The sequence below is a fragment of the Pseudonocardia halophobica genome (genome assembly GCF_027922425.1).
GTDB lineage: Bacteria > Actinomycetota > Actinomycetes > Mycobacteriales > Pseudonocardiaceae > Pseudonocardia > Pseudonocardia halophobica.
Map to the genome: position 1 here is coordinate 67,329 of NZ_BSFQ01000029.1, position 26,162 is coordinate 93,490.

At 73.5% G+C, this 26,162-nt stretch carries 23 protein-coding genes and 1 rRNA gene; 12 read left to right on the forward strand and 12 right to left on the reverse strand.

The genetic code is table 11. The features are described from left to right. Window positions 1–250: 250 nt before the first annotated feature. From PKE99_RS26715 to PKE99_RS26730, 4 genes are all read right to left on the reverse strand, one after another. Window positions 251–718 (reverse strand): MarR family winged helix-turn-helix transcriptional regulator, encoded by a 468-nt coding sequence (locus tag PKE99_RS26715; RefSeq protein ID WP_051736865.1) that lies wholly within the window; start codon window positions 716–718, stop codon window positions 251–253. Between the two features lie 194 nt (window positions 719–912). Further along, on the reverse strand, window positions 913–3,267 hold the full coding sequence (treY, locus tag PKE99_RS26720; RefSeq protein ID WP_037041393.1) for a malto-oligosyltrehalose synthase: 2,355 nt from the start codon (window positions 3,265–3,267) through the stop codon (window positions 913–915). After that, window positions 3,267–5,417: a glycogen debranching protein GlgX gene (glgX, locus tag PKE99_RS26725; RefSeq protein ID WP_037041395.1), complete on the reverse strand. Its 2,151-nt coding sequence runs from the start codon at window positions 5,415–5,417 to the stop codon at window positions 3,267–3,269. The genes treY and glgX overlap by 1 nt, the downstream gene beginning before the upstream one ends. 89 nt (window positions 5,418–5,506) lie before the next feature. Beyond that, window positions 5,507–5,974 (reverse strand): PPOX class F420-dependent oxidoreductase, encoded by a 468-nt coding sequence (locus PKE99_RS26730; RefSeq protein WP_037041397.1) that lies wholly within the window; start codon window positions 5,972–5,974, stop codon window positions 5,507–5,509. A 70-nt stretch (window positions 5,975–6,044) separates the two neighbouring features. On the opposite strand from PKE99_RS26730, the gene PKE99_RS26735 reads away from it, so the two are divergent. The 5 genes from PKE99_RS26735 to PKE99_RS26755 all read left to right on the forward strand — a co-directional run bounded on the left by PKE99_RS26735 (window position 6,045) and on the right by PKE99_RS26755 (window position 10,974). Next, window positions 6,045–6,482 carry an HIT family protein gene (locus PKE99_RS26735; RefSeq protein WP_037041399.1) on the forward strand — a complete coding sequence of 146 codons (438 nt, stop codon included), beginning with the start codon at window positions 6,045–6,047 and terminating at the stop codon, window positions 6,480–6,482. A gap of 3 nt (window positions 6,483–6,485) precedes the next feature. Next, window positions 6,486–7,106 (forward strand): histidine phosphatase family protein, encoded by a 621-nt coding sequence (locus PKE99_RS26740; protein ID WP_037041401.1) that lies wholly within the window; start codon window positions 6,486–6,488, stop codon window positions 7,104–7,106. Window positions 7,107–7,175: 69 nt separating this feature from the next. Then, window positions 7,176–9,149: a 1-deoxy-D-xylulose-5-phosphate synthase gene (gene dxs / locus PKE99_RS26745; RefSeq protein WP_037041812.1), complete on the forward strand. Its 1,974-nt coding sequence runs from the start codon at window positions 7,176–7,178 to the stop codon at window positions 9,147–9,149. Beyond that, window positions 9,149–9,814 (forward strand): response regulator transcription factor, encoded by a 666-nt coding sequence (locus PKE99_RS26750; RefSeq protein ID WP_037041403.1) that lies wholly within the window; start codon window positions 9,149–9,151, stop codon window positions 9,812–9,814. Before dxs ends, PKE99_RS26750 begins: the two co-directional genes overlap by 1 nt. A gap of 23 nt (window positions 9,815–9,837) precedes the next feature. Next, a complete protein-coding gene (locus tag PKE99_RS26755; protein ID WP_037041405.1) occupies window positions 9,838–10,974 on the forward strand; it encodes a sensor histidine kinase in 1,137 nt (378 codons plus the stop codon). A 32-nt stretch (window positions 10,975–11,006) separates the two neighbouring features. Here PKE99_RS26755 and PKE99_RS26760 read toward each other — a convergent pair whose 3' ends face one another. Further along, window positions 11,007–11,987 (reverse strand): glycosyltransferase family 2 protein, encoded by a 981-nt coding sequence (locus tag PKE99_RS26760; protein WP_197040478.1) that lies wholly within the window; start codon window positions 11,985–11,987, stop codon window positions 11,007–11,009. Between the two features lie 157 nt (window positions 11,988–12,144). Between PKE99_RS26760 and PKE99_RS26765 the strand changes: the two genes are divergently transcribed. Then, complete coding sequence (locus PKE99_RS26765; protein ID WP_037041407.1) at window positions 12,145–13,038, forward strand: ATP-grasp fold amidoligase family protein; 894 nt, start codon at window positions 12,145–12,147, stop codon at window positions 13,036–13,038. Window position 13,039: 1 nt separating this feature from the next. Here PKE99_RS26765 and PKE99_RS26770 read toward each other — a convergent pair whose 3' ends face one another. Both PKE99_RS26770 and PKE99_RS26775 read right to left on the reverse strand, forming a co-directional pair. Continuing rightward, on the reverse strand, window positions 13,040–14,386 hold the full coding sequence (locus PKE99_RS26770) for a lipopolysaccharide biosynthesis protein (RefSeq protein WP_037041410.1): 1,347 nt from the start codon (window positions 14,384–14,386) through the stop codon (window positions 13,040–13,042). After that, on the reverse strand, window positions 14,383–15,756 hold the full coding sequence (locus tag PKE99_RS26775) for a UDP-glucose dehydrogenase family protein (protein ID WP_051736867.1): 1,374 nt from the start codon (window positions 15,754–15,756) through the stop codon (window positions 14,383–14,385). Before PKE99_RS26775 ends, PKE99_RS26770 begins: the two co-directional genes overlap by 4 nt. 240 nt (window positions 15,757–15,996) lie before the next feature. Here PKE99_RS26775 and PKE99_RS26780 point away from each other — a divergent pair, with 240 nt between their 5' ends. Further along, on the forward strand, window positions 15,997–17,214 hold the full coding sequence (locus PKE99_RS26780) for an FAD-dependent monooxygenase (protein ID WP_037041412.1): 1,218 nt from the start codon (window positions 15,997–15,999) through the stop codon (window positions 17,212–17,214). Between the two features lie 18 nt (window positions 17,215–17,232). On the opposite strand, the gene PKE99_RS26785 is transcribed toward PKE99_RS26780, so the two are convergent. The 3 genes from PKE99_RS26785 to PKE99_RS26795 all read right to left on the reverse strand — a co-directional run bounded on the left by PKE99_RS26785 (window position 17,233) and on the right by PKE99_RS26795 (window position 20,125). Further along, window positions 17,233–18,480, reverse strand: coding sequence for a ribonuclease D (locus PKE99_RS26785; RefSeq protein ID WP_037041815.1), 1,248 nt, complete (start codon window positions 18,478–18,480; stop codon window positions 17,233–17,235). Between the two features lie 91 nt (window positions 18,481–18,571). Continuing rightward, entirely contained in the window at window positions 18,572–19,225 is a 654-nt protein-coding gene (locus PKE99_RS26790; RefSeq protein WP_156067259.1) for a response regulator, read from the reverse strand. A 306-nt stretch (window positions 19,226–19,531) separates the two neighbouring features. Further along, a complete protein-coding gene (locus PKE99_RS26795; protein ID WP_037041417.1) occupies window positions 19,532–20,125 on the reverse strand; it encodes a DUF3000 domain-containing protein in 594 nt (197 codons plus the stop codon). 105 nt (window positions 20,126–20,230) lie between these two features. Here PKE99_RS26795 and hemE point away from each other — a divergent pair, with 105 nt between their 5' ends. From hemE to hemQ, 3 genes are read left to right on the forward strand one after another with little or no spacing between them, the layout of a single operon-like run. Then, on the forward strand, window positions 20,231–21,283 hold the full coding sequence (gene hemE / locus PKE99_RS26800) for a uroporphyrinogen decarboxylase (protein ID WP_037041420.1): 1,053 nt from the start codon (window positions 20,231–20,233) through the stop codon (window positions 21,281–21,283). Next, a complete protein-coding gene (gene hemG / locus PKE99_RS26805; protein ID WP_081923811.1) occupies window positions 21,283–22,776 on the forward strand; it encodes a protoporphyrinogen oxidase in 1,494 nt (497 codons plus the stop codon). Before hemE ends, hemG begins: the two co-directional genes overlap by 1 nt. After that, window positions 22,749–23,444, forward strand: coding sequence for a hydrogen peroxide-dependent heme synthase (gene hemQ / locus PKE99_RS26810; RefSeq protein WP_037041421.1), 696 nt, complete (start codon window positions 22,749–22,751; stop codon window positions 23,442–23,444). Before hemG ends, hemQ begins: the two co-directional genes overlap by 28 nt. A 72-nt stretch (window positions 23,445–23,516) precedes the next feature. Here the strand turns inward: hemQ and msrB are convergent, their stop codons facing one another. Further along, the gene (msrB, locus tag PKE99_RS26815; RefSeq protein WP_037041422.1) at window positions 23,517–23,978 is read right to left on the reverse strand and encodes a peptide-methionine (R)-S-oxide reductase MsrB; all 462 of its coding nucleotides are present in this window, start codon (window positions 23,976–23,978) and stop codon (window positions 23,517–23,519) included. Window positions 23,979–24,050: 72 nt separating this feature from the next. Next, window positions 24,051–24,359 (reverse strand): hypothetical protein, encoded by a 309-nt coding sequence (locus tag PKE99_RS26820; RefSeq protein ID WP_051736868.1) that lies wholly within the window; start codon window positions 24,357–24,359, stop codon window positions 24,051–24,053. 207 nt (window positions 24,360–24,566) lie between these two features. Here PKE99_RS26820 and ligD point away from each other — a divergent pair, with 207 nt between their 5' ends. Continuing rightward, a complete protein-coding gene (gene ligD / locus PKE99_RS26825) occupies window positions 24,567–25,583 on the forward strand; it encodes a non-homologous end-joining DNA ligase (protein WP_037041424.1) in 1,017 nt (338 codons plus the stop codon). Between the two features lie 492 nt (window positions 25,584–26,075). Further along, window positions 26,076–26,162 (forward strand): 16S ribosomal RNA (locus PKE99_RS26830); the annotation flags it as partial.

The window sequence follows — 26,162 nt, forward strand, 5'->3', positions numbered from 1 at the left end:
ACCGCACGGCGGGACCCGGGGCTCCGGGGTCGGGACCGCCGGCCGGTCGGGGGGCACGGAGACGGCCGGCGATCCCGGCAACGAGGTTCCGGTGGGATGGGGGGATCGGACCCGGACCTTGTGCGTTGCGTGGTCGAGAGTAGGAACGGCACGCCGTGCCGGAATCGGCCGTTCAGCCGCACTTTCCCGGAGATAATCGCGATGCCGAGAAGTACGGCTGCCGAACCAATTGCGCCGATCCCGCCCGCGATCAGCGGAGGCCGGATTCCTCCAGGTCGGTGGCGATGGCGCGGGTGTCGCGGGCGCGCTCGTCGAGCCGCTGCGACAGGTGCTCGAGAATGCGCCCCAGCTCCGCGGTGACGGCGGGATCGGCCGTACCGATGCCGACGGCCACGTCGCGGTCGAAAATGGCGAACAATCGCGCGGCCAGGTCGTGGCCGCGGTCGGTCAGGACCACGAGCACGCTCCGCCGGTCGCGCGGGTTGGAGCGCCGGACGACGTGCCCGGCCAGCTCGAGGCGGTCCAGCTGGGAGGTCACGCTCGCCGGCGTGACGCCCACGCGGCGCGCGAGCGCCGACGGCGTCCGCGGGCCCTCGTGCAGCAGGTGCACCAGGATCGTGGTCTCCGGGACGCCCAGGCCCACGAGCCGGGCCACGGTCTGACGGTAGGCGTCCGAGGCGGCCAGGACGTTCTTCAGTCGTACTGCGATCTCACTCACCGAACTCCTTGTCACTCGTCCTCCCGCTCGGGGTGATCTTACTTCGATCGCCGAGATATCAGGTGGTCAACGTAAGGACCGGGTGACGGAGTTCCGGAACGTGAGCTGCATCATACGCAACACGATGCGAGCTGCGAGACGCACGGCCCGGCCGGCCCCGTACGGGCCGGCCGGGCGGTAGGCGGACGGGCTCGTCAGGCCGGACGGACGAGCAGGGCGACGGGATAGCGGGACAGCAACGTCGCCAGCCGCGGCGCACTGCCGTCGACCGGGGTGTCGGTGATCATGTCGTGCCAGTCCGCGGCGCCGTCGGGCAGCGGGAGCACGGTGTCGCCCCAGCCGCCCTTCGCCTCCAGCCCGACCGGCAGCCGGGTGGCGACGGCGACGAGCCTGGGGCTGCGCGTGAACGCCACCACGTGCTCGGCCGCGTGCCCCTGCGCCGGCACGGCGCGGTAGCCGTGGAAGAGCTCGGGCCGGTACCGCCGCAGTCGCGCCGCCGAGGCCGTGACCAGCAGCTTCGCCGCGCCCTCGGTGGTGGTGTCGTCGATGCCGGGCAGCCAGCCCTCGTCGAGGCGGGCGAGCAGCCGCTGCCGGGCCGCGAAGTCGACCGGGCGCCGGTTGTCCGGGTCGACCAGGGAGTACTCGAACAGCTCGGTGCCCTGGTAGACGTCCGGCACGCCGGGCCCGGCGAGCTGCAGGATCTTCTGCCCCAGCGAGTTCGACCAGCCGGGCGCGGAGATCCGCTCGACGAACGCGGTGATCTCGGCGACCAGCTCGTCGTCGCCCAGGACCTGCTCGGGCCACGCGGCGATCGCCGCGTCGACCTCGGGCACCGCCTCGACGTGGCTGGTGGCGAGCTTGGCCTCCTTCGACGCCTTGCCGAGGTAGGCGGCCAGCCGGTCCGCCGGGATCGGCCAGGCGCCGACCACGCTCTGCCAGGCCAGCAGCTCGAGCGAGCGCTCCGGCAGCGGGTGCCGGGCCGACCAGCGGCGCACCCGCTCGACCCACTCGCCGGGGATCTCGGCGAGCACGGCCAGCCGCGCCCGGACGTCCTCGGAGCGCTTGGTGTCGTGCGTCGACAGCGTGGTCATGGTCCGCGGCCAGCCGGACTCGCGGGCGGACAGCGCCGCGTGGAACGCGGCGGGGGAGAGGCCGAAGCGGCCCGGGTCCCCGCCGACCTCGTTGAGCGCGACGAGCCGGTTGTACCGGTAGAACGCGGTGTCCTCGACGCCCTTGGCCATGACCATGCCGGAGGTCTGCTGCACGCGGGTGGCGAGCAGGCCCTCCGGGTCGGCGAGCATCGCCGCGTGGATGGCCTCGAGGATCGGGGCGAGGTCCGGCCGGTGCGCGCGCGCCACCGCGACCGCGGTGTCGAGCGCCTCGCGGCCCTCGGGGAGGTAGCTGCGGTAGACCGGGAAGCCGCAGAGGAACTCGGCCACGGCCTCGCGGACGCGATCCGCGGCCGGGCCCGGCTCCTCCTCGGTCGACGGCGCGGCCTCAGGCACCGGGACGAGCGCGGCGATGCGCCGCACCTCGGCGGCCAGGATCGTGTCGGCCACCTCGCGCCGGCCCTGGTGCTCGGCCGCGTGCGAGGAAACCTTGACGCCGGTGTGCTCGGCCGCGAACTGGGTGAGCAGGCCCGCGCCGGAGGGGTCGACGAACACGCCCTGGACGTCCGCGAGCGCCTCGTAGCCCGAGGTCCCGTCGACCGGCCACGAGACCGGCAGCTCCTCGCCGAGGTGCAGGATCTTCTCCACCAGCAGCCAGCGCTCCGGCCCGATCGCCTCGCGCAGCATGCGCGCGTAGCCGCCGGGGTCGGAGAGCCCGTCCGGGTGGTCGACGCGCAGCCCGATGATCGTGGGCTCCTCCTCCAGCCAGCGCAGGATCTCGCGGTGCGTGTCGGCGAAGACCTCGGGCAGCTCGACGCGCACCGCGGCCAGCGTGGACACGTCGAAGAACCGCCGGTAGGTCAGCTCCGCCGCGCCGCGCTTCCACGATACGAGCCGGTAGTGCTGCCGCTCGTGGACCTCGGCGACCGACCCGTGCTCGGTGCCGGGCGCCAGGGGAAAGGCGTGCTCGTAGTAGCGCAGCTCGCCGTCCTGCACCGAGAGCTCGGACAGGGCGTTGGCCTCGTCCGCGTCGAGGATCGGCAGCAGCAGCGGGCCGGCGGACCAGTCGATGTCGAAGTGCCCGGCCCACCGCGAGCCCTGGCCGTGCTTCAGGACGTCCCACCACCAGGGGTTGGCCTTCGGCACCTCGACGCCGACGTGGTTGGGCACCACGTCGAGCAGCATCGTCAGGTTCGCCTCGCGCAGCCGGGCCAGCAGGGCAGCCAGCCCCTCCGGCCCACCGCGCTCGGCGGAGATCCGGGTCGGGTCGACGACGTCGTACCCGTGGTTGGAGCCGGCGCCGGACTCGAGCAGCGGCGACGCGTACAGCGTGCCGATCCCGAGCCGCTCCAGGTACTCGACCAGGCCCTGCGCGTCGGCGAAGGTCTGGTCCTTCGAGAACTGCAGCCGGTACGTGGAGGAGGGGATGGGGCGCGCCATCACACGGTCCGCTGGAGGACGAGGAGGGAGCGCGCGGGCACGGTGTGCGTCGCGCCGGCCCGGGTCATCGGCGGCTCGGCCGCGACCACGCCGGGGGCGGTCGAGAGCGTGACCACCTCGCCCGCCGCCGTGTCGACGACGATCGCCCACTCCTTGCCGTACTCCGCGGTCGGCAGGGTCACGTCGATGTCCTCCCAGTGGGCGTTGAACGCCAGCAGGAACGAGTCGTCCGTGACCCGTTCGCCGCGCGGGTCGAGGTCGGAGATGCCCTCGCCGTTGAGGAAGGCGATCACGCACTTGCCGAAGCCGGAGTCCCAGTCGCCCTCGGTCATCTCGGTGCCGTCCGGGGTGAACCAGGCGATGTCGGCCAGGGAGTCCCGGCGGCGCGGCGCGATCGGCCTGCCCTGGAAGAAGCGGCGGCGGCGGAACACCGGGTGCGCGTGCCGCAGCGCCGCGACGCCCGCGGTGAACCCGACGAGCCCGGCGTTCTTGCCGGCCAGCGACCAGTCCACCCAGGCGATGTCGTTGTCCTGGCAGTAGACGTTGTTGTTGCCGCCCTGGGTGCGGCCGAGCTCGTCGCCGTGCAGCAGCATCGGCACGCCCTGGCTCAGCATCAGCGTGGTGATGAAGTTGCGCTGCTGGCGGGCGCGCAGCTCCAGCACGGCCTCGTCGTCCGTGGGGCCCTCGACACCGCAGTTCCAGGAGCGGTTGTGGCTCTCGCCGTCGTTGCCGCCCTCGCCGTTGGCGTCGTTGTGCTTGTCGTTGTAGGACACCAGGTCGGCGAGGGTGAACCCGTCGTGCGCCGTGGCGAAGTTGATCGACGCGTACGGCCGCCGCCCGTCCTCCTGGTAGAGGTCGCTCGAACCGGTCAGGCGCGAGGCGAACTCGCCCAGGGTGCCCGGCTCGCCGCGCCAGAAGTCCCGCACCGTGTCGCGGTACTTGCCGTTCCACTCCGTCCACAGCGGCGGGAAGTTGCCGACCTGGTACCCGCCGGGACCGACGTCCCACGGCTCGGCGATCAGCTTCACCTGCGAGATCACCGGGTCCTGCTGCACGAGGTCGAAGAACACGCTCAGCCGGTCGACGTCGTAGAACTCGCGGGCGAGGGTGGAGGCGAGGTCGAAGCGGAAGCCGTCGACGTGCATCTCCGTGACCCAGTAGCGCAGCGAGTCCATGATCAGCTGCAGGGTGTGGGGGTTGCGCACGTTGAGCGAGTTACCCGTGCCCGTGTAGTCCATGTAGTAGCGCGGGTCGTCCTCGACCAGCCGGTAGTAGGCGTGGTTGTCGATGCCGCGCAGGGACAGCGTCGGGCCCATGTCCGAGCCCTCGGCGGTGTGGTTGTAGACGACGTCGAGGATGACTTCGATGCCCGCCTCGTGCAGGTCCCGCACCATCGCCTTGAACTCGTGCACCTGCGAGCCCGGGCGGGAGCCGCGCATCGTGTACGCGTGGTGCGGGGCGAGGAAGGCCAGGGTGTTGTAGCCCCAGTAGTTGGAGAGGCCCTTCTCCTGCAGGTGGTGGTCGTTGAGGAACTCGTGCACCGGCATGAGCTCCACCGCCGTGACCCCGAGCCGCTGCAGGTGCTCGATCATCACCGGGTGCGCCAGGCCGGCGTAGGTGCCGCGCAGCTCCTCGGGGATGTCCGGGTGCGCGATCGTGAGCCCGCGGACGTGCGCCTCGTAGATGACGGTCTCGTGGTAGGGGATCTTCGGCGGGCGGTCCGAGCCCCAGTCGAAGTACGGGTTGACCACCACGGACTTGGGCACGAACGGCGCCGAGTCCCGGTCGTTGCGCGACAGCGGGTCGCCGAAGTTGTAGCCGAAGACGGCCTCGTCCCACTTCACCGGCCCGTCGATCGCCTTGGCGTACGGGTCGATCAGCAGCTTCTTCGGGTTGCACCGCAAGCCCTGCGCCGGGTCGTACGGGCCGTGCACCCGGTAGCCGTACCGCTGCCCGGGCTCGACGGTCGGTAGGTAGGCGTGCCAGACGAAGCCGTCGACCTCGGTGAGCGCGACCTTCGTCTCCTTGCCGCGCGGGCTGAACAGGCAGAGCTCGACCTTCTCGGCGGCCTCGGAGAACAAGGCGAAGTTCGTCCCGGCCCCGTCGTAGCTCGCACCCAGCGGGTACGGGTTGCCCGGCCACGGACGCATGCGATCCCTACTTCCCGGCGGGTGCCCGCCGACCGTCTCGGTTGTCCTTCGGTGGTGGAGGAACCCGGCAACGCTACCGGGGGCGCGGGTCAGGAGTCGGCGAGCCGCGCGGGGAAGCCGCCCGTCGCGACGGGGCTCCACCGGGTGGGTGTGACGCGGATCAACGCCTTGCCCTGGTCCCGCATCGCCTGCCGGTACTCGTCCCAGTCCGGGTGCTCGCCGGAGATGGCGCGGAAGTAGTCGACCAGCGGCTCGACGGCCTCCGGCAGGGTGATCAGCTCGGCGTCCCCGTCGACCTGGACCCACGGGCCGTTGAACTCGTCCGACAGCACGATCACGGAGGCGGTGCCGGTGCGGGCGACGTTGCGTGCCTTGGCCCGCTCGGGGTAGGTCGACACCACGATCCGGCCCTCCGCGTCGACCCCCGCGGTGACCGGGGAGCCCTGGACCCCGCCGTCCGACCGGGTGGTGAGCAGGACGACCTTGTGCCGCGGGCGGAGGAACTCCAGGAGCTCCTCGCGCTCGACGGGGGTGTTCGTGGCGATCGTGCGGGGCATGGCGGGAACTCTAGGAGAGCGGACCGGCGACCGCCCCCGGTACGGCCGCGGGCCGGTAGGGTCCGCCGTGATGAGCACCGTGTTCACGAAGATCATCGACGGCGAGCTGCCCGGCCGGTTCGTCTGGTCGGACGAGCGCTGCGCCGGGTTCCTGTCGATCAACCCGCTCGGCCCGGGCCACACGCTGGTCGTGCCGCGGGAGGAGGTCGACCACTGGGTCGACGCCGACCCGGACCTGGTCGCGCACCTCACCGGCGTCTGCCACACGATCGCCAAGGCGGTCGAGGCGATCTGGCAGCCCCCGCGCGTCGGCTTCCTGGTCGCCGGTTTCGAGGTCCCGCACCTGCACCTGCACGTGTTCCCAGCCTGGGACATGCGGGCGTTCGACTTCGCGAACGCGGCCAAGTCGGTCGACGACGCCGAGCAGGACGGGATCGCCGAGCGGCTGCGCACCACCCTGCGCGAGGCCGGCCACGGCGACCGCGTGGCCACCAGCGGGAAGCTCTAGACGATGCGGCTGGTCCTGGTCCGGCACGGGCTGCCGGACCGGGTCGACGGGGCGCCCGAGGCGCCGGTCCGGGCCGATCCCGCGCTCACCGAGCTGGGCCTGCGGCAGGCCGAGCGGGTGGTCGACGCCCTGGCCGGCGAGCCGGTCGACGCCGTCTACGCGAGCACCATGGCCCGGGCGCGGCAGACCGCCGAGCCGCTCGCCCGGGCCCGCGGCCTCACGGTCCGCACCGTGCACGACCTGCGCGAGTACGACGCCGACGAGCAGCAGTACCTGCCGGTGCACCTGCTGGCCCAGGAGAACCCCGAGGAGTGGCGGCGGATGGTCGAGGGGCACCTGCCGGAGCACGTCGACGTCCCGGCCTTCCGGGCGCGGGTCGTCGCGGCGCTGGAGGAGGTCATCGCGGCGCACCCGGGCCGCGGGACCGCGGTGGTCTTCGCGCACGCCGGCGTGATCAACGTCTACCTCGGGCACCTGCTCGGGATCGAGCGGCCGCTGCCCTTCCCGCTCGACTACACCGGCCTGACCAGGGTCGTCGCCCGGCGGGACGGGGTCCGCAAGCCGTGGACGGTCAACGAGCTGGGCCACGTCGCCGACCTCCTGGAGCCGGCCGCCCGCACGTGACCGTCGCGTCACGCCCGGTGTCCGGCGGGCCCCGGTCTGGCCACCGCTCGTAGAGTGGCGGACGTGAGCGTGCAGCCATCCTCCGTTCTGTCGTCGATCCGGGGCCCGGCCGACCTCAAGCGGCTCGGCCCCGACGCGCTGGCCGGGCTGGCGTCGGAGATCAGGGACTTCCTGGTCAGCGCGGTGTCCCGGACCGGCGGGCACCTCGGCCCCAACCTCGGCGTGATCGAGCTGACGATCGCCGTGCACCGGGTGTTCGACTCCCCGCGGGACACATTGATCTGGGACACCGGGCACCAGGCCTACGTCCACAAGCTGCTCACCGGCCGTCAGGAGGGCTGGGACCGGCTGAAGAAGACGGGCGGGCTGTCCGGCTACCCGAGCCGGACCGAGAGCGTGCACGACCACGTGGAGTCCAGCCACGCGTCGTCGTCGCTGTCCTGGGCGGACGGGCTCGCCCGGGCGTACTCGCTCACCGGCCAGCAGCGGCACGTCGTGGCCGTGATCGGCGACGGCGCGCTGACCGGCGGCATGGCCTGGGAGGCGCTCAACAACATCGCCGCGGCCAGGGACCGCAACGTCGTCGTCGTGGTCAACGACAACGGCCGCTCCTACGCGCCCACGATCGGCGGTCTCGCCGACCGGCTGGCCACGCTCCGGCTGCAGCCGGGCTACGAGAAGCTGCTCGAGGCCGGCAAGCACACGCTGCGCGGCACGCCGGTCGTCGGCCCCGCGGTCTACGCCGGGCTGCACGCGCTCAAGGCCGGCCTCAAGGACGCGATCAGCCCGCAGGAGCTGTTCGCCGACCTCGGCCTGAAGTACTTCGGCCCGGTCGACGGGCACGACGTGGCCGCCATGGAGTCCGCGCTGCGCCGCGCCCGGCACTTCGGCGGCCCGGTCGTGGTGCACGCGGTGACCCGCAAGGGCAACGGCTACGCCCCGGCCGAGAACGACGAGGCCGAACAGATGCACAGCCCGTCGGCCTTCGACCCGGAGACGGGCCTGCCGACCGGCCCGAAGACCACCGGCTGGACCAGCGTGTTCGCCGACGAGCTGGTCCGGCTCGGCGCCGAGCGGCCCGATCTCGTCGCGATCACCGCGGCGATGCTGGGCCCGACCGGGCTGGCGAAGTTCCAGCAGGAGTTCCCGGAGCGCTGCGTCGACGTCGGGATCGCCGAGCAGCACGCGCTCACCTCGGCGGCCGGCCTCGCCCGCGGCGGGATGCACCCGGTGGTCGCGGTCTACTCGACCTTCCTCAACCGCGCGTTCGACCAGCTGATGATGGACGTCGCGCTGCACCGCGAGGCCGTCACGCTGGTGCTCGACCGGGCCGGCGTCACCGGCAACGACGGGCCCTCGCACAACGGCATGTGGGACCTGTCGATCCTCGGTGTGGTGCCGGGCATCCGGGTCGCCGCGCCGCGCGACGCGGCCACGCTGCGGGAGGAGCTGGGCGAGGCCGTCGCCGTGGCCGACGGGCCCACCGCCCTGCGGTTCCCGAAGGGCCCGGTCATCGAGTCGGTCCCGGCGGTGCGCCGGGCCGGCACCGTCGACGTGCTGCGCGAGGACCGGGTCAACGGGACCGCGCCGTCCGTGCTGATGGTGTGCGTGGGCGCGTTCGGGGAGCTGGGTGTCGAGGCGGCCGAGCGGCTCGCCCGCCAGGGCGTGTCCGTCACCGTCGTCGACCCGCGGTGGGTGCTGCCCGTGCCGCCGGAGCTGGTCGAGATGGCGCGGGCGCACCAGCTCGTCGTCACCGTGGCCGACGCCGGCCGGCACGGCGGGTTCGGTTCGGCCCTGGCCGACGCGCTGCGCACCGCCGAGGTCGACGTCCCGCAGCGGGACGTGGCCCTGCCGCAGGAGTTCCTCGAGCACGGCGCCCGATCGGACGTGCTGGCCGCCGTGGGGCTCACCGCGCAGGACGTCGCCCGCCGGGTCACCGAGTGGGCCGTGAAGGTGCCGGGCTGCCTGCCCGCCGGGCCGGTGGTGGAGTCCGCCGGCGCCGTGCCGGAGCCCGGCGAGGTGTCGGGCGAGCAGGCGGGCTGATGCGCGTCCTGGTCGTCGAGGACGAGGCCCCGCTGGCCGAGGCGGTCGCGCGCGGCCTGCGCCGGGAGGGCATGGCGGTCGACGTCGCGCTCGACGGCGACACCGGGCACGAGAAGTCCTCGATCACCCGCTACGACGTCGTCGTGCTGGACCGGGACCTGCCCGGCATGCCCGGCGACGACCTCTGCGCGGCCATCGTGGGCGGGGGCGGCACCACCCGCGTCCTCATGCTCACCGCCAGCGGCACGCTGGAGGACAAGGTCGACGGCCTGTCCCGCGGCGCGGACGACTACCTCGCCAAGCCCTTCGACTTCCCGGAGCTGGTCGCCCGGGTGCGGGCGTTGGGACGGCGGTCCGCCCCCGCGGTCCCGCCGGTGCTGGTGGCCGGGGACGTCGCCCTCGACCCCGCGCGGCGCACCGTGACCCGCGCGGCGTCGCCGGTCGAGCTGACCCGCAAGGAGTTCGGCGTCCTCGAGGTGCTGATGGGCGCCGGCGGCGCGGTCGTGTCCAGCGAGGAGCTGCTCGAGCGGGTGTGGGACGAGAACGCCGACCCCTTCACCACCACGGTCCGGGTCACGGTCATGACGTTGCGCAAGAAGCTCGGTGAGCCCGGCGTGATCGAGACCGTGGTCGGCGCCGGGTACCGGGTGCCCTCCGCCGGCTGACGGGCGGCCGGGGGGAGGGCGCCGTGCGCACGCGGCTCACGCTGCGGTGGCAGCTGACGCTCCTCGGCACCGCCCTGGTCGCGCTGGTCAGCGCCCTGCTGCTGTGGCTGGGCTGGCTGCTCGTCGGCGGGGTGGCCGCGTCCGTGCCCTCCCTGCCGCCCGGCACCCCGGTGCGCGTGGGGTCCGTCGAGGTCCCGGCCGAGCAGGTCACCGCCGCGGTGCGGGACGCGGCGCGCGCCGACGTGCTGCACGCCGGGCTGATCGCGTTCCCGCTGGTCGTCCTGGCCGCGGGGCTGACGTCGTGGGTGCTGGTCGGGCGGGTGCTCGCCCCGCTGCACGAGGTCACCGCCACCGCGCGCCGGCTGTCGGCGGAGAACCTCGACGCCCGGCTGGGCCTGCGCGAGGCCCGCGGCGAGCTGGCCGAGCTCGCCACCACCTTCGACGCGATGCTGGACCGGCTGCAGGGCGCCTTCGAGGTGCAGCGCCGCTTCGTCGCCAACGCGAGCCACGAGCTACGCACCCCGCTCTCCGTGCTGCGCACCGAGGTCGACGTGACCCTGGCCGACCCGGACGCCGACGTCGCCGAGCTGCGGCGGATGGGCGAGGTGGTCCGGGACGCCACCCGCCGGGCGGACGACCTCGTGTCAGGGCTGCTGCTGCTCGCACGCACCGAGGCGCTGGGCGGGATCGCGGAGCCGGCCCGGCGGCCGGTGGACCTGCGCGACGCCGGGGCGCACGCCGTGCGGGTCACCGCGACCGAGGCGGCCCGCCGCGGCCTGCACGTGCGGACGACGGGCGGGCCGGCACCGGTCTCGGGCGATCCCGCGCTGCTGGAGCGGGTGGCGGGCAACCTCGTGGAGAACGCCGTGCGGCACAACGTCGACGGTGGCTGGGTGGAGGTGTGCACCGGGCCGCTCGACGGCGGCGCGGAGCTGCGGGTCTCCTCCAGTGGGCCGGAGATCGACCCGGCGCGGGTGGGGGAGCTGTTCGAACCCTTCCGGCGCGGGCCGGTGCCCCGGACCGGCGGGACGGCCGGCTCCGGGCTGGGGTTGTCGATCGTGCGGGCCGTGGTCGCGGCGCACGGTGGCGCGGTGCGGGCCGAGCCGGTGCCGGGCGGCGGCCTGACCGTGGTGGTCCGGCTGCCGACCGGGTTCGGCTGAGCGCTCGGCTTGTCGGCCGCTCGGCCACCGGCTCAGCCGACGGACTGGATGACCTTCGAGATCCCGCCGTAGATGCCGGCGCGGGCGCCGTCGCGGGCCGCGCGCATCTTGACCCGGCCGGCCGGGCCGGCGCCGTGCCAGCCGAGCAGCGACTGGCCCCAGCGGCTGCGGGCGAGCCGGGTGGGGCCGGCGGCGAGGGCCTGCCGGGCCCAGCGCTCGGCGATCTCGTCGTGCCCGTCCCGGTAGGCGAACACCGCGGGCTGGACGAAGGCCAGGCCGGGGTGCAGCCGGGTCATCATCGGCGCGTACTCGGTGAGCATCTTGTCCAGCGCCTCGTACCGCGCGGTGCGGTTCGAGCTGATGCTGCCGGTGCGCATGAGCCGCATGTCGACCAGGTAGCGGCGGATGCCGTAGAAGAGCGGGGTCGACGACCAGGCGCCGATCCGCAGCCACATCTCCAGGTCGACGGCGCTGGCGATGCTGGTGTCGAACACGCCGACCTCGTCGAAGCAGCTGCGCCGCACGACCAGCGAGCTGCCGTTGTGCGTCGGGTTGTTCTCGGCCAGGAACCGGTCCATGTCGCACGGGCCGGCCGGCTGCCAGCGCGGGCCGACGACCCGGCCGCTCTCCAGCATCACGCGGGTGTGGCAGAAGGTCGCGCCGATCGGGCCCGGTGCGGTGTGCATGGTGTGCAGCTGGCGGCGGAGGAACTCCGGGTGCCAGCGGTCGTCGCCGTCGAGGAAGGCCACGAACGGCGCCGTGGTCTCGGCGATGCCGAGGTTGCGGGCCGCGCCGGAGCCCGCGTTGGTGGTGGAGACGAGCCGGATCCGGGCGTCGAGGGCCGCCCGCCCGCGGACGACGTCCGCCGTGTCGTCCGTGGAGCCGTCGTCGACGACGACGTATTCGAAGCGGCCCTCGCTCTGCCGCCTCACCGAGTCGATGGCCTCCCCGATCCACCGCCCGACGTTGTACGCCGGCGTGATCACCGAGACCACCGCTGCATTCTTCGGCACGAATCGGACCCTATCAATGGTGCTGTGCGGGTGCTCCCGCGACCCCATTCACTCTTTCGGGACGCGTGCAGGAGAGTGATTACGGGTGGTCCGTCACGCTTTGTGTTTCCCGGACGTGACGGCGGGACGTCCACGGCGCTCCGCTATCGTCTCGCAGATGACGTTCGATGCGCGGGTTCTCCTCGCCCGCCGGCTGCGTTTCCTTCCCGACCGGCCCTTCGCCATCGCCAAGCACGCCCTCTTCCAGGGCGAGCTGACCACGCTCCGCAACCCCGTGACCTGGTCCCAGCTGCTCGCCGCGAAGAACCTGCGGGAGCAGGACCCGGTGGTCCACCAGACGTCGGACAAATACGCGGTCCGCGAGTACGTCGCGGAGAAGGTAGGCGAGGATTACCTCATTCCGCTGTACCAGGTCGTCGACAATGCAGCGGATCTCGACTTCGACGCGATCCCCGGTCCGTGCGTGATCAAGGGGACGCACGGCTGTGACATGACCGTGCTGGTCCCGGACCTGGCCGCGGCCGACCGCGCCGCCATCCGCGAGACGGTCCGGCGCTGGCTCGGCACGGACTTCTACAAGGCGGGCTGGCGCGAGACGCCCTACCGCGGACTCAAGCCCCGCGCGGTCGTCGAACAGTTCATCGGCACGCCCACGGGAGACGCTCCGACGGACTACAAGTTCTTCATGTTCGGGGGTGTGCCGGGGATGGTCGTGGTCGACCAGGACCGGTTCACCGGGCACACCTCGACCATGTTGACGCCGGAGTGGCGGCAATACGACATCAGCGGGCGGTTCGCTTTCGCCGAGAAGCTCCCCGAGCAGCCGGCGAACTACGCGGAGATGCTCGACGTCGCGAAGGCACTGAGTGCCGAATTCGCATTCGCCCGGATCGATCTCTACAACGTCGACGGCAAGATCTATTTCGGCGAGATCACCCACAACCCGGGCGGCGGGCTGGTGCGCCTGCAGCCGCGGGAATTCGACCGCGCGCTCGGGGACATGTGGCGCCACGGCACCCCGGTCCCCGAGCGGTTCGTCGCGAAGAACTGAGTCAGGACCGGGCCGGCTCCGGCTGGCTGCGCGGGTCCCGCTGTCCGCGCAGCCACCGGACCACCACCGGACCGACGGCGAGGGCGAGCACGATCTCGATCACGAGCGTCACCCAGCCCACCGAGTCCAGCCCGAGCGGGCCGTGCAGCACGGCGACGCCGCCGATCAGCAGCACCGACTGCACGAGCTGGATCCAGGCGAGCGGGGCCGTGCGGTTCTCCAGGCGCGTCATGGTCATGTACAGCGACACGACCACGCGCGGGAACACCGAGATCATCAGCAGCTGCAGCAGGAACGTGGCGTTCTCCCGGTACTGCGTGCCGTAGAGCTGAAGCAGCCAGGGCGCCACGAGGGCGATCACCACCGACGCGGGCAGCACGGTGAGCGCGATGCGGCGCAGCACCGCGCGGGCGTAGCGGTGGGCGTGCGCGGGGTCCCGGGCGGCCTCGGCGACCAGCGACGACGTGATACCCATGGTCAGCAGGTTCATCGCCGTGAACACCGTCTGCGCCGGGAGGAAGTACGCGCCCTCCTCGGGCCCCATCAGCCCCACGATGAGGACCGGCAGGAAGGTCGACGACATCTGGTTGAAGACCTGGCCGGCGTAGTCGCCCGCCATGTACCGGGCGAGCGTCCGGCGGTCCACCGGCTCCTGGTCGGCGCGGGTGGCCGCCACGTGCCGGGGGAGCAGCCTCCGGAAGAGCAACAGCGTGACCGGGACGATCAGCGCGACCACCGGCAGCGTCCACGAGGTGAACACGCCGTCGCTCACCGCGGTCTGCGCCACGGCGACCAGCAGGATCAGCTTGACGATCCCGTAGATCCCGTTCTCCAGCGGGATCCACAGGGACTCGCGCAGCCCGGTCAGCGCCGCGTCCTGCAGGTTGAACAGCGACCAGATCACGACCGAGGCGACGAACCACAGCGCGAAGGGCCAGGACATGTGGAGCGGGTCGCCCACGTCGCGGAACACGTGGCAGTACACCGCCACCCCGCCCGCGCCGAGGATCCCCAGCCCGGACGAGACGGCGTAGGACAGCAGGATCAGCCGCCCCGACGCCGTGCCCGCCCTGGGCAGGAACCGGATGAGCGCCTGGCCGAAGTTCAGCTGGGTCAGCACCGACACCAGCAGCATCAGCGAGGTCAGCGCGTTGCCGCGGCCCACCTCGACGTCCGGGTAGGTGCGGGCCGCGACGACCCAGTAGAGCAGCCCGAAGACGGAGTTGACCGCCGTGTTGAGCATCAGGGCGTAGGTGTTGCGGTACAGCGGGACGGCGAGCTCCCGGCGGATCCCGTGGATCCGGCCGCGGAGCCCCGTCGGGGCCGGTTCGGTGGCCGGACGGCTCACCGGGGGCCCAGGCGGGCGTTCGGGTTCTCCCGCGCCTGCCGGCCGATGCCCGACCAGGCGAAGCCCGCCCGGCGCACGACGGCCGGGTCGAGCAGGTTGCGGGTGTCGACGACGGTGCGCGCGGCGACCGTCCCGGCCAGCCGGGTCCAGTCCAGCGACCGGAACTCGGGCCACTCGGTCAGCACGACGACCGCCTCGGCCCCCGCGGCGGCCTCGTACGGGTCGTCGACGAGGGTGAGCAGGCGCGGGTCGAGCGTGCCGGCCGCGGCGGAGCCCACCGGCACGCCCGGGTCGTAGGCCACGAGCTCGGCGCCGGCCTGGCGCAGCAGCGCGGCCACGCCGAGGGCGGGGGAGTCCCGCAGGTCGTCCGTGCCGGCCTTGAAGGTCAGCCCGAACAGCGCCAGCCGGGTCTTGGTCAGCGGGCCGCCGCGGCGCCCGGTGACGGCCACCCGGACCTTGTCGACCATCCGCTGGAACTGGCGGGTGTTGGTGTCGATGCTCGCCCGGAGCAGCCGGAACTCGAAGTCGGCCGAGTCGGCGACCTGGAGCAGGGCATGGGTGTCCTTGGGCAGGCAGGAACCGCCCCAGCCCGGGCCGGGGGACAGGAAGGCCTGGCCGATCCGGCGGTCGTAGCCCATGCCCTCGGTCACGTCGGCGACGTCCGCGTCGACCCGCTCGCACAGCTCCGCCAGCGCGTTGACGTAGGAGAGCTTCATGGCGAGGAAGCAGTTCGCCGCGTACTTGATCATCTCGGCGCTGGCCGCGTCCGTGAGGACGGTGGGCGCACCGAGGCGGGCGTAGAGGGCCGCGACGCGCTCGGCGGCGTCCTGCGACGAGTTCGAGCCCACGACGATCCGGTCCGGGTGCAGGAAGTCGTGCACCGCCGAGCCCTCGCGCAGGAACTCGGGGTTGCTGGCGACCTCGACGTCGTCCCGGGCGAGGAGCTCGCTGGTCCGGTCCGCCGTGCCCACCGGCACCGTCGACTTGTTGACGACCACGCAGCCCGGCGGCATGGCCTCGCGGACCTCCTCGACGACGGCCTCGACCGCCGCCAGGTCCGCCACGCCGCCGACGCCCATCGGGGTCGGTACGCAGAGGAACATCACCTCGACCGGGCGGCCCTCGGACTCCAGCTCCTTGAGCGCCTCGGCCGCGCCGACGACGAACGAGAGCCGGCCCGCGGCCAGGCCCTCGGCGACGAGCTCCGCCAGCCCGGGCTCGCGGATCGCGATCTCCCCGCGGGACAGCGCGGCCACCTTCGTCTCGTCGATGTCGGCACACACCACGCGGTGGCCGAGCGAGGCGAGGCAGGCTCCGGTGGTCAGACCGACATAGCCGGTCCCGACCACGGCGACCGTTCGTGCGAACAAGCTGAGTCCCCCTGATGTGTGTCCGACGGCGACACTGCGTCCAACGACGGGAGTGCCGCGTGCGACACGATCGACCGTAGACCAGCCCGTCCGTCGCGGAACGCACAGGTCCGGCCGTCTCGGGCGGGTCACGGAGGTCCCCCGCAATCGTCCGAACGAGTGCCTTGCTACGTTCGCGCCCCGGACGCCCGGCGTTAACCCGCGACGTGTTGGACTCCGGTGACGAGGGGGAGGCACGAGATGAAGGTGCTCTGCGTCGGCGGCGGTCCCGCCGGCCTGTACTCGGCGATCCTGGCCAAGCTGGCCGATCCGTCGACCGAGGTCGAGGTGCTGGAGCGCAACGCGCCCGGCGCCACCCATGGGTGGGGGATCACGTTCGGCGAGGACCTCCTCGACGACCTCTACCGGCACGACGCCGAGAGCGGACGCGCCATCCGGGACGCGGCGATCCTGTGGGGCGACCAGGTCGTCCGGATCGGCGGGCGGCCGCCCGTGCACATCGGCGGCAAGTACGGCTTCTCGATGGGCCGCGCCGCGCTGCTGGAGATCCTCGCCGCGCGGGCCGCGGAGCTCGGCGTCACGATCCGGTGGGAGACCGAGCTGCCCGAGGACCGGGTGGCCGACCTCGGCTCCGAGGCCCACCTGGTGATCGCCGCCGACGGCGCGGGCAGCCGGGTCCGCGGGGCGCACGACTTCGGCACCGCGGTGACCACCGGCCGCAACCGGTACATCTGGCTCGGCACCTCGCGGTACCTCGAGCGGTTCACGTTCGCCTTCGAGCGCACGGACGCGGGCTGGCTGTGGTTCTACGCCTACCCGTCGACCGGCGGGACCAGCACCTGCATCGTCGAGTGCAGCCCGGAGACGTGGACCGGGCTCGGCCTGGACACCGCCGACGTCGACGAGGGCGTCGCGCGCGTCGCCGAGATCTTCGCCGAGCCGCTCGGCGGCGAGCCGATGATGCGCCCGCCGGGCCGCGTGGGCAGCTCCGGCACCGCCGCGCCGTGGCTGACCTTCCGGCACCTGCGCAACGCCACCTGGCGGCGCGACAACGTGGTGCTGATGGGCGACGCCGCGCACACCACGCACTTCGGCATCGGCTCGGGCACCGTGCTGGCCGTGCAGGACGCCGTCCGGCTCGCCGAGTCCCTGAAGCTCTTCGCCGACGACCTGCCGGGCGCGATCGCGGGCTACGACGCGCTGCGCCGCGCCGAGGTCGGCCGGGTGCAGGAGCAGGCCCTGCGCAACATGCACTGGTTCGAGGAGGTCGGCCGGTACCTGGACACCCAGGATCCGGTCCGTTTCGCCTACACCCTCCTCGACCGCCGCGGCGACCACCCCGAGGCCTGGCGCTACCAGCTGCACAAGGCCACCCAGGTCGACGGCCTGCGCAAGGTGCGCAAGGGCGTCACCACGGTCCGCCGCACCGTCCGCGCGGTGAAGCGGGTGGGGCTCTGAGCGGGGCCCGAACGCCTCTCAGGGCTCCTGCCGCGGCGAGAGGGCCTTCTCGAGCACCGGGGCGGTGAGCGCGATCTGCCAGTTCCGTGCGCCGCCCCGCTCGAGGAAGGCGGGCACGTCGCCGTCCGTGGGCGGGGTCCAGCAGAGCCGGCGGAGCAGATCCGGTTGCAGCAGGTTCTCCACCGGCACCGACCAGCGGTCCGACAGCTCGGACAGGCCAGTGCGGGCGGCGGAGAGCCGGGCCGCGGCGGCCGGGTCGCGGTCGGCCCAGCGGGACACCGGGGGCGGACCGTCGGTGGCCGCGGCGGGGCGGGGCAGCTCGGCGTCGGGCAGGGTCTGTGCGGACCGCAGGGCCCCGAACCAGTACGACTCGAGCCTGCGCTGCGCGCGCCCGCGGAACACCGGCAGCTGCGAGAGCGCCTTCGGGGAGGTGGGGGAGGCGACGGCGGCCTCCACGATCGCCGAGTCCGGCAGCACCCGGCCGGGCGCCACGTCCCGCTCGGCGGCCAGCCGGTCCCGGGCCTCCCACAGCGCCCGGACGGCGGCGAGCGCCCGCGGCCTGCGCACCTTGTGGATCCCGGACGTGCGCCGCCACGGGTCGGCCCGCGGGGGCGGCGGCCCGGCCGTGCGGACCGCCTCGAACTCCTCGAGCGCCCACTCGAGCTTGCCCTGCTCGTCGAGCAGGGCGGCCAGGGCGTCCCGGAGCTCGATGAGCACCTCGACGTCGAGCGCGGCGTAGACGAGCCAGTCCTCGGGGAGCGGGCGGCGGGACCAGTCCGCGGCCCCGTGGCCCTTCTCCAGCGTGAGCCCGAGCATCCGCTCGGTGAGCGGGCCCAGCCCGACGCGGGGCAGGCCCGCCAGCCGGCCCGCGAGCTCGGTGTCGAACAGCCGGGCGGGGTGCAGCCCCGCCTCGGCGAGGCAGGGCAGGTCCTGCGAGGCGGCGTGGAGCACCCACTCGGGGCCGTCCAGGGCAGGCGCGAGGCCGGTCAGGTCGCCGCCGAGCGGGACGGGGTCGACGAGGGCGGTGCCGGAGCCCGCCCGCCGCAGCTGCACCAGGTAGGCGCGCTGCGAGTACCGGAAACCGGACGCCCGCTCGGCGTCGACGGCGATCGGGCCGCTGCCGGCGGCCAGGGCGGCCGCCGTGTCGGCCAGCGCCGCCGCGTCCCGCACGACCTCGGGGAGCCCGTCGGCGGGGCGCAGCAGGGGGACGGGGGCGTTGCCCTCGGCATCACCGTCCGAGGCGGCCCCCGACGTGCCCCCGGGCACGGCGGAGGGGCCGGCCGCCGCGTGCCGCGGCGCCGGCCCGCCCCCCGAGCCGTGCGAAGTCAATGGTCGACTCCGCGAGCGTCGTCTCCGGTCAGCGGATGACCCCGGCTCTCATCGCCAGCGCGACCATCTGGGCCCGGTCCCCGGTGCCGAGCTTGCGCCCGATCCGCGAGAGGTGGCTCTTGACGGTCAGCGCGGACAGGCTCAGCGCCTCGCCGATCTCCTTGTTCGACTGCCCGTCCGCCACGAGCTGGAGCACCTCGACCTCGCGGGCCGACAGCTCCCGCGGGGTGTTGTCGGTGCCCGGCACCCGGGTGCCCGTCGCCAGCAGCGGCGCGACCGTCGGGTCGGCGTAGACCCCGCCGTCGAGCACCCGCTTGACACCGTCGGTGACGACGGCGGGCGAGGCGGACTTCAGCAGGTACGCCTGCGCCCCGGCCTGGAAGGCCGACCGGACGGCGTACGGGTCGTCCGAGGAGGCCAGCACCACCAGCCGGTTCCACCCGAGCTGGCGCAGCTCGGTGACGAGGTCGAGGCCGCTGCCGTCCGGCAGGCCGAGGTCGAGGATCGCGAGGTCGCACGGCCCGTTGGCCTGCGCCCGCGCACGTGCCTCGGCGACCGAGGCCGCCTCGTGCACCGTGCCGGCGCCCATGGACCGCAGGCGGGCCGCGATGGCCTCCCGCAGCAGCGGGTGGTCGTCGACCACCAGCACGGTGAACTGCTCTTCCCGCGGATGGGGAACCATCGCGGGCTGGAGCACGGCACCAGGAGTGCCGCGCAAGGGTGTGCCCTGGCCTACTACGGCCACGTCACTACCTCCCTGGAGTCGGTCGTTGCCCCCCGACCAACACCGGGACCCCGGTGGGACGGAGAGTTGCGCCCGACCGCCCGAGGAGGTGTCGTGGAGGAACTGTAGCCCCCCAAGCGGTCTAACGTCGTGTATCCGATCGAACTTCTCCGGGTGAAAGTTACAGCCTTGTCGACGGTGATGCGCCCAGTCGGGTGATCAACGCTCCGTACCCGCGCCGTGACCAGCACCTTCGCTCCCCACTCACACACTTCGCCGCGCAAGCGTCCGAACTCCCACCGGCGGAAGTCCCGCAGCGGTGGCCACCAGTGTGCAGAACGCCTCCGCGTGTGCCGCAAGGTCCCCATCGGGTTCGAGTGGGGTCCAGGAGGCGCGGAGCTCCACGTCGTCGTCCCGCTTGGGTCCTGCGATGTCGCCGAAGCGCACCGAGGAGGTCTGCGTCACGGTCCCGCCGAGCGCGGTGTGCCGGCCGCCGAGGTCGGCCAGCGCCTCGGTCAGCCAGGACCAGGCGACGACGGGGAGCATCTCGTCGCCCAGCTGCTCGCGCTCGAGCCGCGCCTGTACGAAGCAGACGAGCCGGAACTCGCCCTCCCAGGCCGCCTGCCCGGCGGGGTCGTGCAGCAGGATCAGCCGCCCGGACGTGTCGGGCTCGTCCAGGTCGTCCGTGCCGTCGCCGCGGTGGACGATGTCGGCCTCGACGCTCGTCGCCCAGCTGTAGGGGGCCAGCCGCGGCGGCGCCTCGAGCGGGCGGACCACCAGCTCGGGCCGGGGCCGGACGGCCGCGAGGGTGTCGACCGCGCGGCGGAACAGCGGTGGTGGGGCGGCGGGATCGGGCACGGGGCGGGACTGTAGGTCGGCGGCGGGACCGGCGGAAACAGGCGCGCCGCTCTCCGATCGGGTCGATCTGCGTCGCGCGCGGCGGACGTGGGACGATGGGGCGTGATGAACCCGCTCACCACCGTGCCCACCCGGCGGTCGCTGCCCGAGTCCGCGTTCCTCGCCGCGGCGCGCGGCGAGCGCCCGGAGCGGCTGCCGGTCTGGTTCATGCGCCAGGCCGGGCGCTCGCTGCCGGAGTACCGGGCGCTGCGGGCGGACACCGGGATGCTGCAGGCCTGCCTGACCCCGGACCTCACCTGCGAGATCACGATGCAGCCGGTCCGCCGCCACGGCGTGGACGCGGCGATCCTGTTCTCCGACATCGTCGTCCCGCTCCACGCGGCCGGGATCGCGGTCGACATCGTGCCCGGCACCGGGCCCGTCGTCGCGTCGCCGGTGCGCACGGCCGCGGACGTCGCGGCGCTGCCCACGCTGCACCCCGGCCAGGTCGAGCCGGTCACGGACGCGGTGGGGCTGCTCCTGCGCGAGCTGGGGGAGACGCCGCTGATCGGCTTCGCCGGCGCGCCGTTCACCCTGGCGTCGTACCTCGTGGAGGGCGGGCCGAGCCGCAACCACGAGCGCACCAAGGCGCTGATGCACGCCGCGCCGGAGGTGTGGCACGCGCTGATGGCGCACCTCGCCGAGATCACCGCGACCTTCCTGGAGGCACAGATCGCCGCGGGGGTGGACGCCGTGCAGCTGTTCGACTCCTGGGCGGGCGCGCTGTCCGAGCGGGACTACCGGCGCTCCGTGCTGCCGCACTCGGCGGCCGTGCTGTCCCGGGTCGCCGGGGCCGGCATCCCGCGTTTCCACTTCGGTGTCGGCACGGCCGAACTGCTGGGCGCGATGACCGAGGCGGGCGCGGACGTCATCGGCGTCGACTGGCGCACCCCGCTCGACGTCGCCGCCCGCCGGGCCGGCGGCCGGGTGCCGGTGCAGGGCAACCTCGACCCCGCGGTGCTGTTCGCGGACTTCGCCTCCGTCGCGGAGGAGGTCCGGCGGATCGCCGCCGAGGGCGCCCGCGCGCCCGGGCACGTGTTCAACCTGGGCCACGGGGTGCTCCCGGGCACGGACCCGGACATGATCACCCGGACCGTCGAGCTGGTGCACTCGCTCTAGTGGCGCCCACGGTCGCCCCGTCGGTCGCGGTCGTCGGGGCCGGGGTCTCGGGCCTCGCCGCGGCCCACCGGCTGCGCCTCCTGCTCGGTCCGCGCGCCCGGATCGTCGTGGTCGAGCGGTCGGACCGGATCGGCGGCGTGCTGCGGACCGTCGACCTCGCGGGGCGCCCGTTCGACGTCGGCGCCGAGGCGTTCCTCGCCCGCCGCCCGGAGGTCCCGGCGCTGCTGGCCGAGCTCGGGCTCGCCGGCGAGGTGGTGCACCCCACCGGGGCCCGCCCCACCATCCGCGCGGGCGGCCGCACGGTCGGCATGCCGGGCGGCACCCTCATGGGCGTCCCGACGGCCGGGGCGCAGCTGGCCGGCGTGCTCTCCGAGGCCGGGCTGGCCGCCGCGGCGGCGGAGCCGCAGCGCCCGCTGCAGTGGGAGCCCGGCCAGGACGCGGCCCTGGGCGTCCTGCTGCGGGAGCGGTTCGGCCCCGAGGTCCCCGCGAGGCTCACCGACCCGCTGCTCGGCGGCGTCTACGCCGGCCGGGTCGACGCGCTGGGCCTGCGCGCCACCGTGCCCGCGCTGGCCGCCGCCCTCGACGCCGGAGCCGCATCGCTCACCGAGGCCGCGACCCGGGCGGCCCCGCCCGCGCCGCCGGCCGACCGGGAGTCGGGCGGGCCGCGGGTGTCCGGGCAGGCGGGCGGGCCCGTGTTCGGTGCCGTCCGCGGGGGCTACGGCGTGCTGCTCGACGCCCTGGCCGCCGCCTCGGGTGCCGAGCTGCGGCTGGGCACCACCGTCCGGGAGCTGGAACGTCGCGGGCGGGGCTGGCGGCTCGTGCTCGGCCCGACGACCGCCCCGGAGGCCCTCGACGTCGACGCGGTGGTCCTCGCCGTCCCGGCACCCGCCGTGCGGAGGCTCCTCGCGGAGCCCGTCCCCGACGCGGCGGCCGCGGTCGAGGGGATCGAGCTCGCGTCGTCCGTCGTGATCGCCTTCGCGTTCCGCGGAATCACCGGACCGGAGACGTCGGGGGTGCTGGTCGCGGCGGACGAGCCGCTGTCGATCAAGGCCGCCACGCACTCGTCGGCCAAGTGGGCGCACGTCTCGCCCGACGGCCTCGTCCGGCTCCGGGTGTCCCTCGGCCGCTTCGGCGAGGCCGCCACCCTCCAGGTCGACGACGCGGAGCTGGTCGCGCGCGCCCGCACCGACCTGGCGACGCTGCACGGGATCACCGCCGAGCCGGTCGCGGTGCACGTCCAGCGCTGGGGCGGCGGGCTGCCGCAGTACGCGCCCGGCCACCTGGACCGGGTCGCCGCGCTCGAGGCCGCCGTGGCCCGCGCCCGGGGCCTGGAGGTCGTCGGCGCGGCCCTGCACGGGGTCGGCGTGCCGGCGTGTGTCGGCACCGCCCGGGCGGCCGCGGAACGGCTGGCCGGAGTGGTGGGGACCTCGAACGGGAGCCCCGGCCCGCGTGGCAGCATGGAGGCATGGCCCGCCTCGACTACGCCGAGCTGAACGCGACGATCCGCTACACCATGTGGTCGGTCTTCCGGGTGGAACCCGGGAAGCTGGGCGAGGAGCGCTCCGGCGCGGCCACCCAGGCCGCCGAGTTCGTGGAGGCCCTGGAGGGCAAGGGCGTCGTGGTCCGCGGGGTCTACGACCTCGCGGGCGTCCGGGCGGACGCGGACTACATGATCTGGTGGCACGCGGAGAACCTCGAGGCGCTGCAGGCCGCGTACGCCGACCTCCGCCGCGAGACCTCCCTCGGCCGCGCGTCGGTCCCGGTCTGGAGCCAGGTCGCGCTGCACCGTCCGGCCGAGTTCAACAAGAGCCACATCCCGGCCTTCCTGGCGGGTGAGGACCCCAAGAAGTACGTCTGCGTGTACCCCTTCGTCCGCAGCTACGAGTGGTACCTGCTGCCGGACGACGAGCGCCGGACGATGCTCGCCGACCACGGCAAGGAGGCCCGGGACTACCCGGACGTCCGCGCCAACACCGTGCCCGCCTTCGCCCTCGGCGACTACGAGTGGATCCTCGCCTTCGAGGCGGACGAGCTGCACCGGATCGTCGACCTCATGCGCCATCTGCGCGGCACCGAGGCCCGCCGGCACGTCCGCGAGGAGATCCCCTTCTACACCGGCCCGCGGGTGCAGGTCGGCGACCTCGTCGCGACCCTGCCCTGAGGACTCCGCGCACAAGGAAGGCCCCGCACCTCGAGGGTGCGGGGCCTTCCGTCTCCGCGGGTCCGCCGACGCCTACTCGGCGGGCTCCAGCGTCATCGAGATCGAGTTGATGCAGTAGCGCAGGTCCGTGGGTGTGGGGTAGCCCTCGCCCTCGAACACGTGGCCCAGGTGGCTGTGGCAGGCCGCGCACAGCACCTCGACCCGGCGCATCCCGAGCGACGTGTCCGCCCGCTCGATCACGGCCGCGTCCTCCGGCTTGTAGAAGGACGGCCACCCGCAGTGCGACTCGAACTTGGTCTCGCTGCGGAACAGCTCGGCGCCGCAGGCGCGGCACCTGTACACGCCGATCGTCTTCGTGTCGGTGTACTCACCCACGAAGGGCCGCTCGGTGCCCGCCTGCCGCAGGACCTGGTACTCGGCGGGGCTGAGCTGGGCCCGCCACTCCTCGTCGGACTTCACGACGGTCGGAGCCGGCTCCTGCGCCGTCGTCTCCGTCGTCTGCCGCGACCCGGACTCCTTGCTGAACAGACCCATGTCGTCACGCTAACCCTTCCCGGCACGGGGTGCCGTTCCCTCCAACGCACGGCGGGGCCGGGATGTTTCGCGCTACAACCAGGTGCCGAGCACGAAGACCAGCGCGTTGCCGACCACCCACACCACACCGACGAGCAGCAGCACCACGACGAGCACGGCCGCCCAGTACCGGCCGCCCTGGGCCCGGTTCGCCGACTCGGCGAAGTCCTTCACGCCGTCCAGGTACCCCTCGACGGTGAACGACGGCCGGTCGCGCTGCATCCGGTCCAGGTGCTGGGCGAACGCGCGCGCCTCGGGGTCCTCCGGGTCCAGCCCGACCAGCTCGTCGTCGAACCGGCGCGCCCAATGGGGCTCCCGGTGGCGCGGCTCCGGAGGGGTCATGGTCCGAGGGTAGCGCCGGGAATCCGCTCGTCGCGCCGATCTCCCGGTGGCAGGGTCGGCCCCATGACCACGGCGCTGCGGGCGTCGACCGTCGCGGGCTCGACGTCCGGGCCCACGGCGCGGGTCGGTCGCCTCTCGACACCGCTCCGGTGCTGGTCGCGGCCGCGATCCGGGATTTCGTCGGCCGGCACCGGTAGGTTGCGCGGCATGGCGTCGAAGGCGGTCGAGCTGGTGCCGGTCCCGGGTCCGGAGGGCACCCGCGAGGTGCGTCTGACCAGCCCGGACAAGGTGATCTTCCCGGCGCTCGGGATCACCAAGCGCGAGGTGATGGAGTACTACGTCGCCGTCTCCGAGCCGATGATCGCGGTCCTGAGGGACCGGCCGACCAACCTCAAGCGGTATCCCGACGGCGTGGAGGGCGAGCCCTTCTTCGCCAAGCGCCTGCCGAAGGGGGCGCCGGAGTGGGTGCGCACGGCGCGCGTCACCTTCCCCAGCGGGCGCACCGCGGACACGTTCGCGCCGTCGGAGCCCGCCGCGATCGCGTGGGCCGCCAACATGGGCACCCTCGACTTCCACCCGTGGCCGGTGCGGGCCCCGGACACCGACCATCCGGACGAGCTGCGCATCGACCTCGACCCGCAGCCGGGCACGACCTTCGCCGACGCGGTGGCCGTGGCCGCCGTGGTGCGGGAGGTGCTCGCCGAGGCCGGCCTCACGGGGTGGCCCAAGACGTCCGGCGGCAGGGGCATCCACGTGGCGGCGCCCATCCGCCCCGAGTGGGACTTCATCCAGGTGCGCCGCGCGGTCATCTCGATCGCTCGCCGCGTCGCCGATCGGATCCCGGACAAGGCGACGGTGGCGTGGTGGAAGGAGGAGCGGGGCGAGCGGGTGTTCCTCGACTTCAACCAGGCGGCGCGGGACCGGACGATCGCGTCGGCCTGGTCGGTGCGCGGGCTGCCGGGGGCCACGGTCTCCATGCCGCTCACGTGGGGGTCGCTGCCGGACGTCGCGCCCGAGGACTTCACCCTGCGCACCGTGCCGGGGCTGCTCGCCGAGCACGGCGACCCCCACGCGGACATGCACCGCGAGCAGGGCGGCTGCGAGCAGGCCCTGGAGTGGTACGAGCAGGACGGGCTGGGGGAGATGCCGTATCCGCCCGAGTACCCGAAGATGCCGGACGAGCCGATGCGGGTACAGCCCTCGCGGGCACGCAACCAGGGGTGACGGCGGAGGTCAGCTGGTGTCCACTTCGGACCTCCGGCCCGTGGCGCCCAGTTGTCGCCGAAAGTGTGAGCGCCGTCATGAACCCGGAAATCTGCCGTTAACCTGGCTCCTGGCAGGGTTCGCAACGTCATGACCTGCGCATTCGCCCCGATTTCGGGGTGGGGACCCCCGTTTTGCCCTTGCTGATCGGGCCGTGTAACTTTCTCTCTGTCAGCGAGACAGCCGGACAGAACGAGCCCCTGAGGTTCGGTCAACAGGCCCGCTGGCCGCCCCCCGAGCCGGACCCCCTGGATCCTTGTGGATCTGAGTGGGTGTACGGTGGGGAAAAGCCCCGGAAGTTCTCCGTCAGGTGAGCCATGGTGTGCGGGTGTCTTTTGAGAACTCAACAGTGTGTCGAGCTAGTATTATCGGGACTGGCGGTTTGTGCCAGTTCATTTTTGGGCTCATGTTCCTGACCTCGTCGGGAGTGGGCCCGCCAGTTGGAGCCAGTTTTTGTTGGAGAGTTTGATCCTGGCTCAGGACGAACGCTGGCGGCGTGCTTAACACATGCAAGTCGAGCGGTAAGGCCTTTCGGGGTAC

What these genes read in the sequence shown, in the direction of transcription:
- treY (WP_037041393.1), bottom strand. Translation starts at nt 3,267, where the DNA reads ATGGCGCGCCCCATCCCCTCCTCCACGTACCGGCTGCAGTTCTCGAAG.
- glgX (WP_037041395.1), bottom strand. Translation starts at nt 5,417, where the DNA reads ATGCGTCCGTGGCCGGGCAACCCGTACCCGCTGGGTGCGAGCTACGAC.
- PKE99_RS26730 (WP_037041397.1), bottom strand. Translation starts at nt 5,974, where the DNA reads ATGCCCCGCACGATCGCCACGAACACCCCCGTCGAGCGCGAGGAGCTC.
- PKE99_RS26735 (WP_037041399.1), top strand. Translation starts at nt 6,045, where the DNA reads ATGAGCACCGTGTTCACGAAGATCATCGACGGCGAGCTGCCCGGCCGG.
- PKE99_RS26740 (WP_037041401.1), top strand. Translation starts at nt 6,486, where the DNA reads ATGCGGCTGGTCCTGGTCCGGCACGGGCTGCCGGACCGGGTCGACGGG.
- PKE99_RS26750 (WP_037041403.1), top strand. Translation starts at nt 9,149, where the DNA reads ATGCGCGTCCTGGTCGTCGAGGACGAGGCCCCGCTGGCCGAGGCGGTC.
- PKE99_RS26765 (WP_037041407.1), top strand. Translation starts at nt 12,145, where the DNA reads ATGACGTTCGATGCGCGGGTTCTCCTCGCCCGCCGGCTGCGTTTCCTT.
- PKE99_RS26780 (WP_037041412.1), top strand. Translation starts at nt 15,997, where the DNA reads ATGAAGGTGCTCTGCGTCGGCGGCGGTCCCGCCGGCCTGTACTCGGCG.
- PKE99_RS26790 (WP_156067259.1), bottom strand. Translation starts at nt 19,225, where the DNA reads ATGGTTCCCCATCCGCGGGAAGAGCAGTTCACCGTGCTGGTGGTCGAC.
- hemE (WP_037041420.1), top strand. Translation starts at nt 20,231, where the DNA reads ATGAACCCGCTCACCACCGTGCCCACCCGGCGGTCGCTGCCCGAGTCC.
- hemQ (WP_037041421.1), top strand. Translation starts at nt 22,749, where the DNA reads ATGGCCCGCCTCGACTACGCCGAGCTGAACGCGACGATCCGCTACACC.
- msrB (WP_037041422.1), bottom strand. Translation starts at nt 23,978, where the DNA reads ATGGGTCTGTTCAGCAAGGAGTCCGGGTCGCGGCAGACGACGGAGACG.
- PKE99_RS26820 (WP_051736868.1), bottom strand. Translation starts at nt 24,359, where the DNA reads ATGACCCCTCCGGAGCCGCGCCACCGGGAGCCCCATTGGGCGCGCCGG.
- ligD (WP_037041424.1), top strand. Translation starts at nt 24,567, where the DNA reads ATGGCGTCGAAGGCGGTCGAGCTGGTGCCGGTCCCGGGTCCGGAGGGC.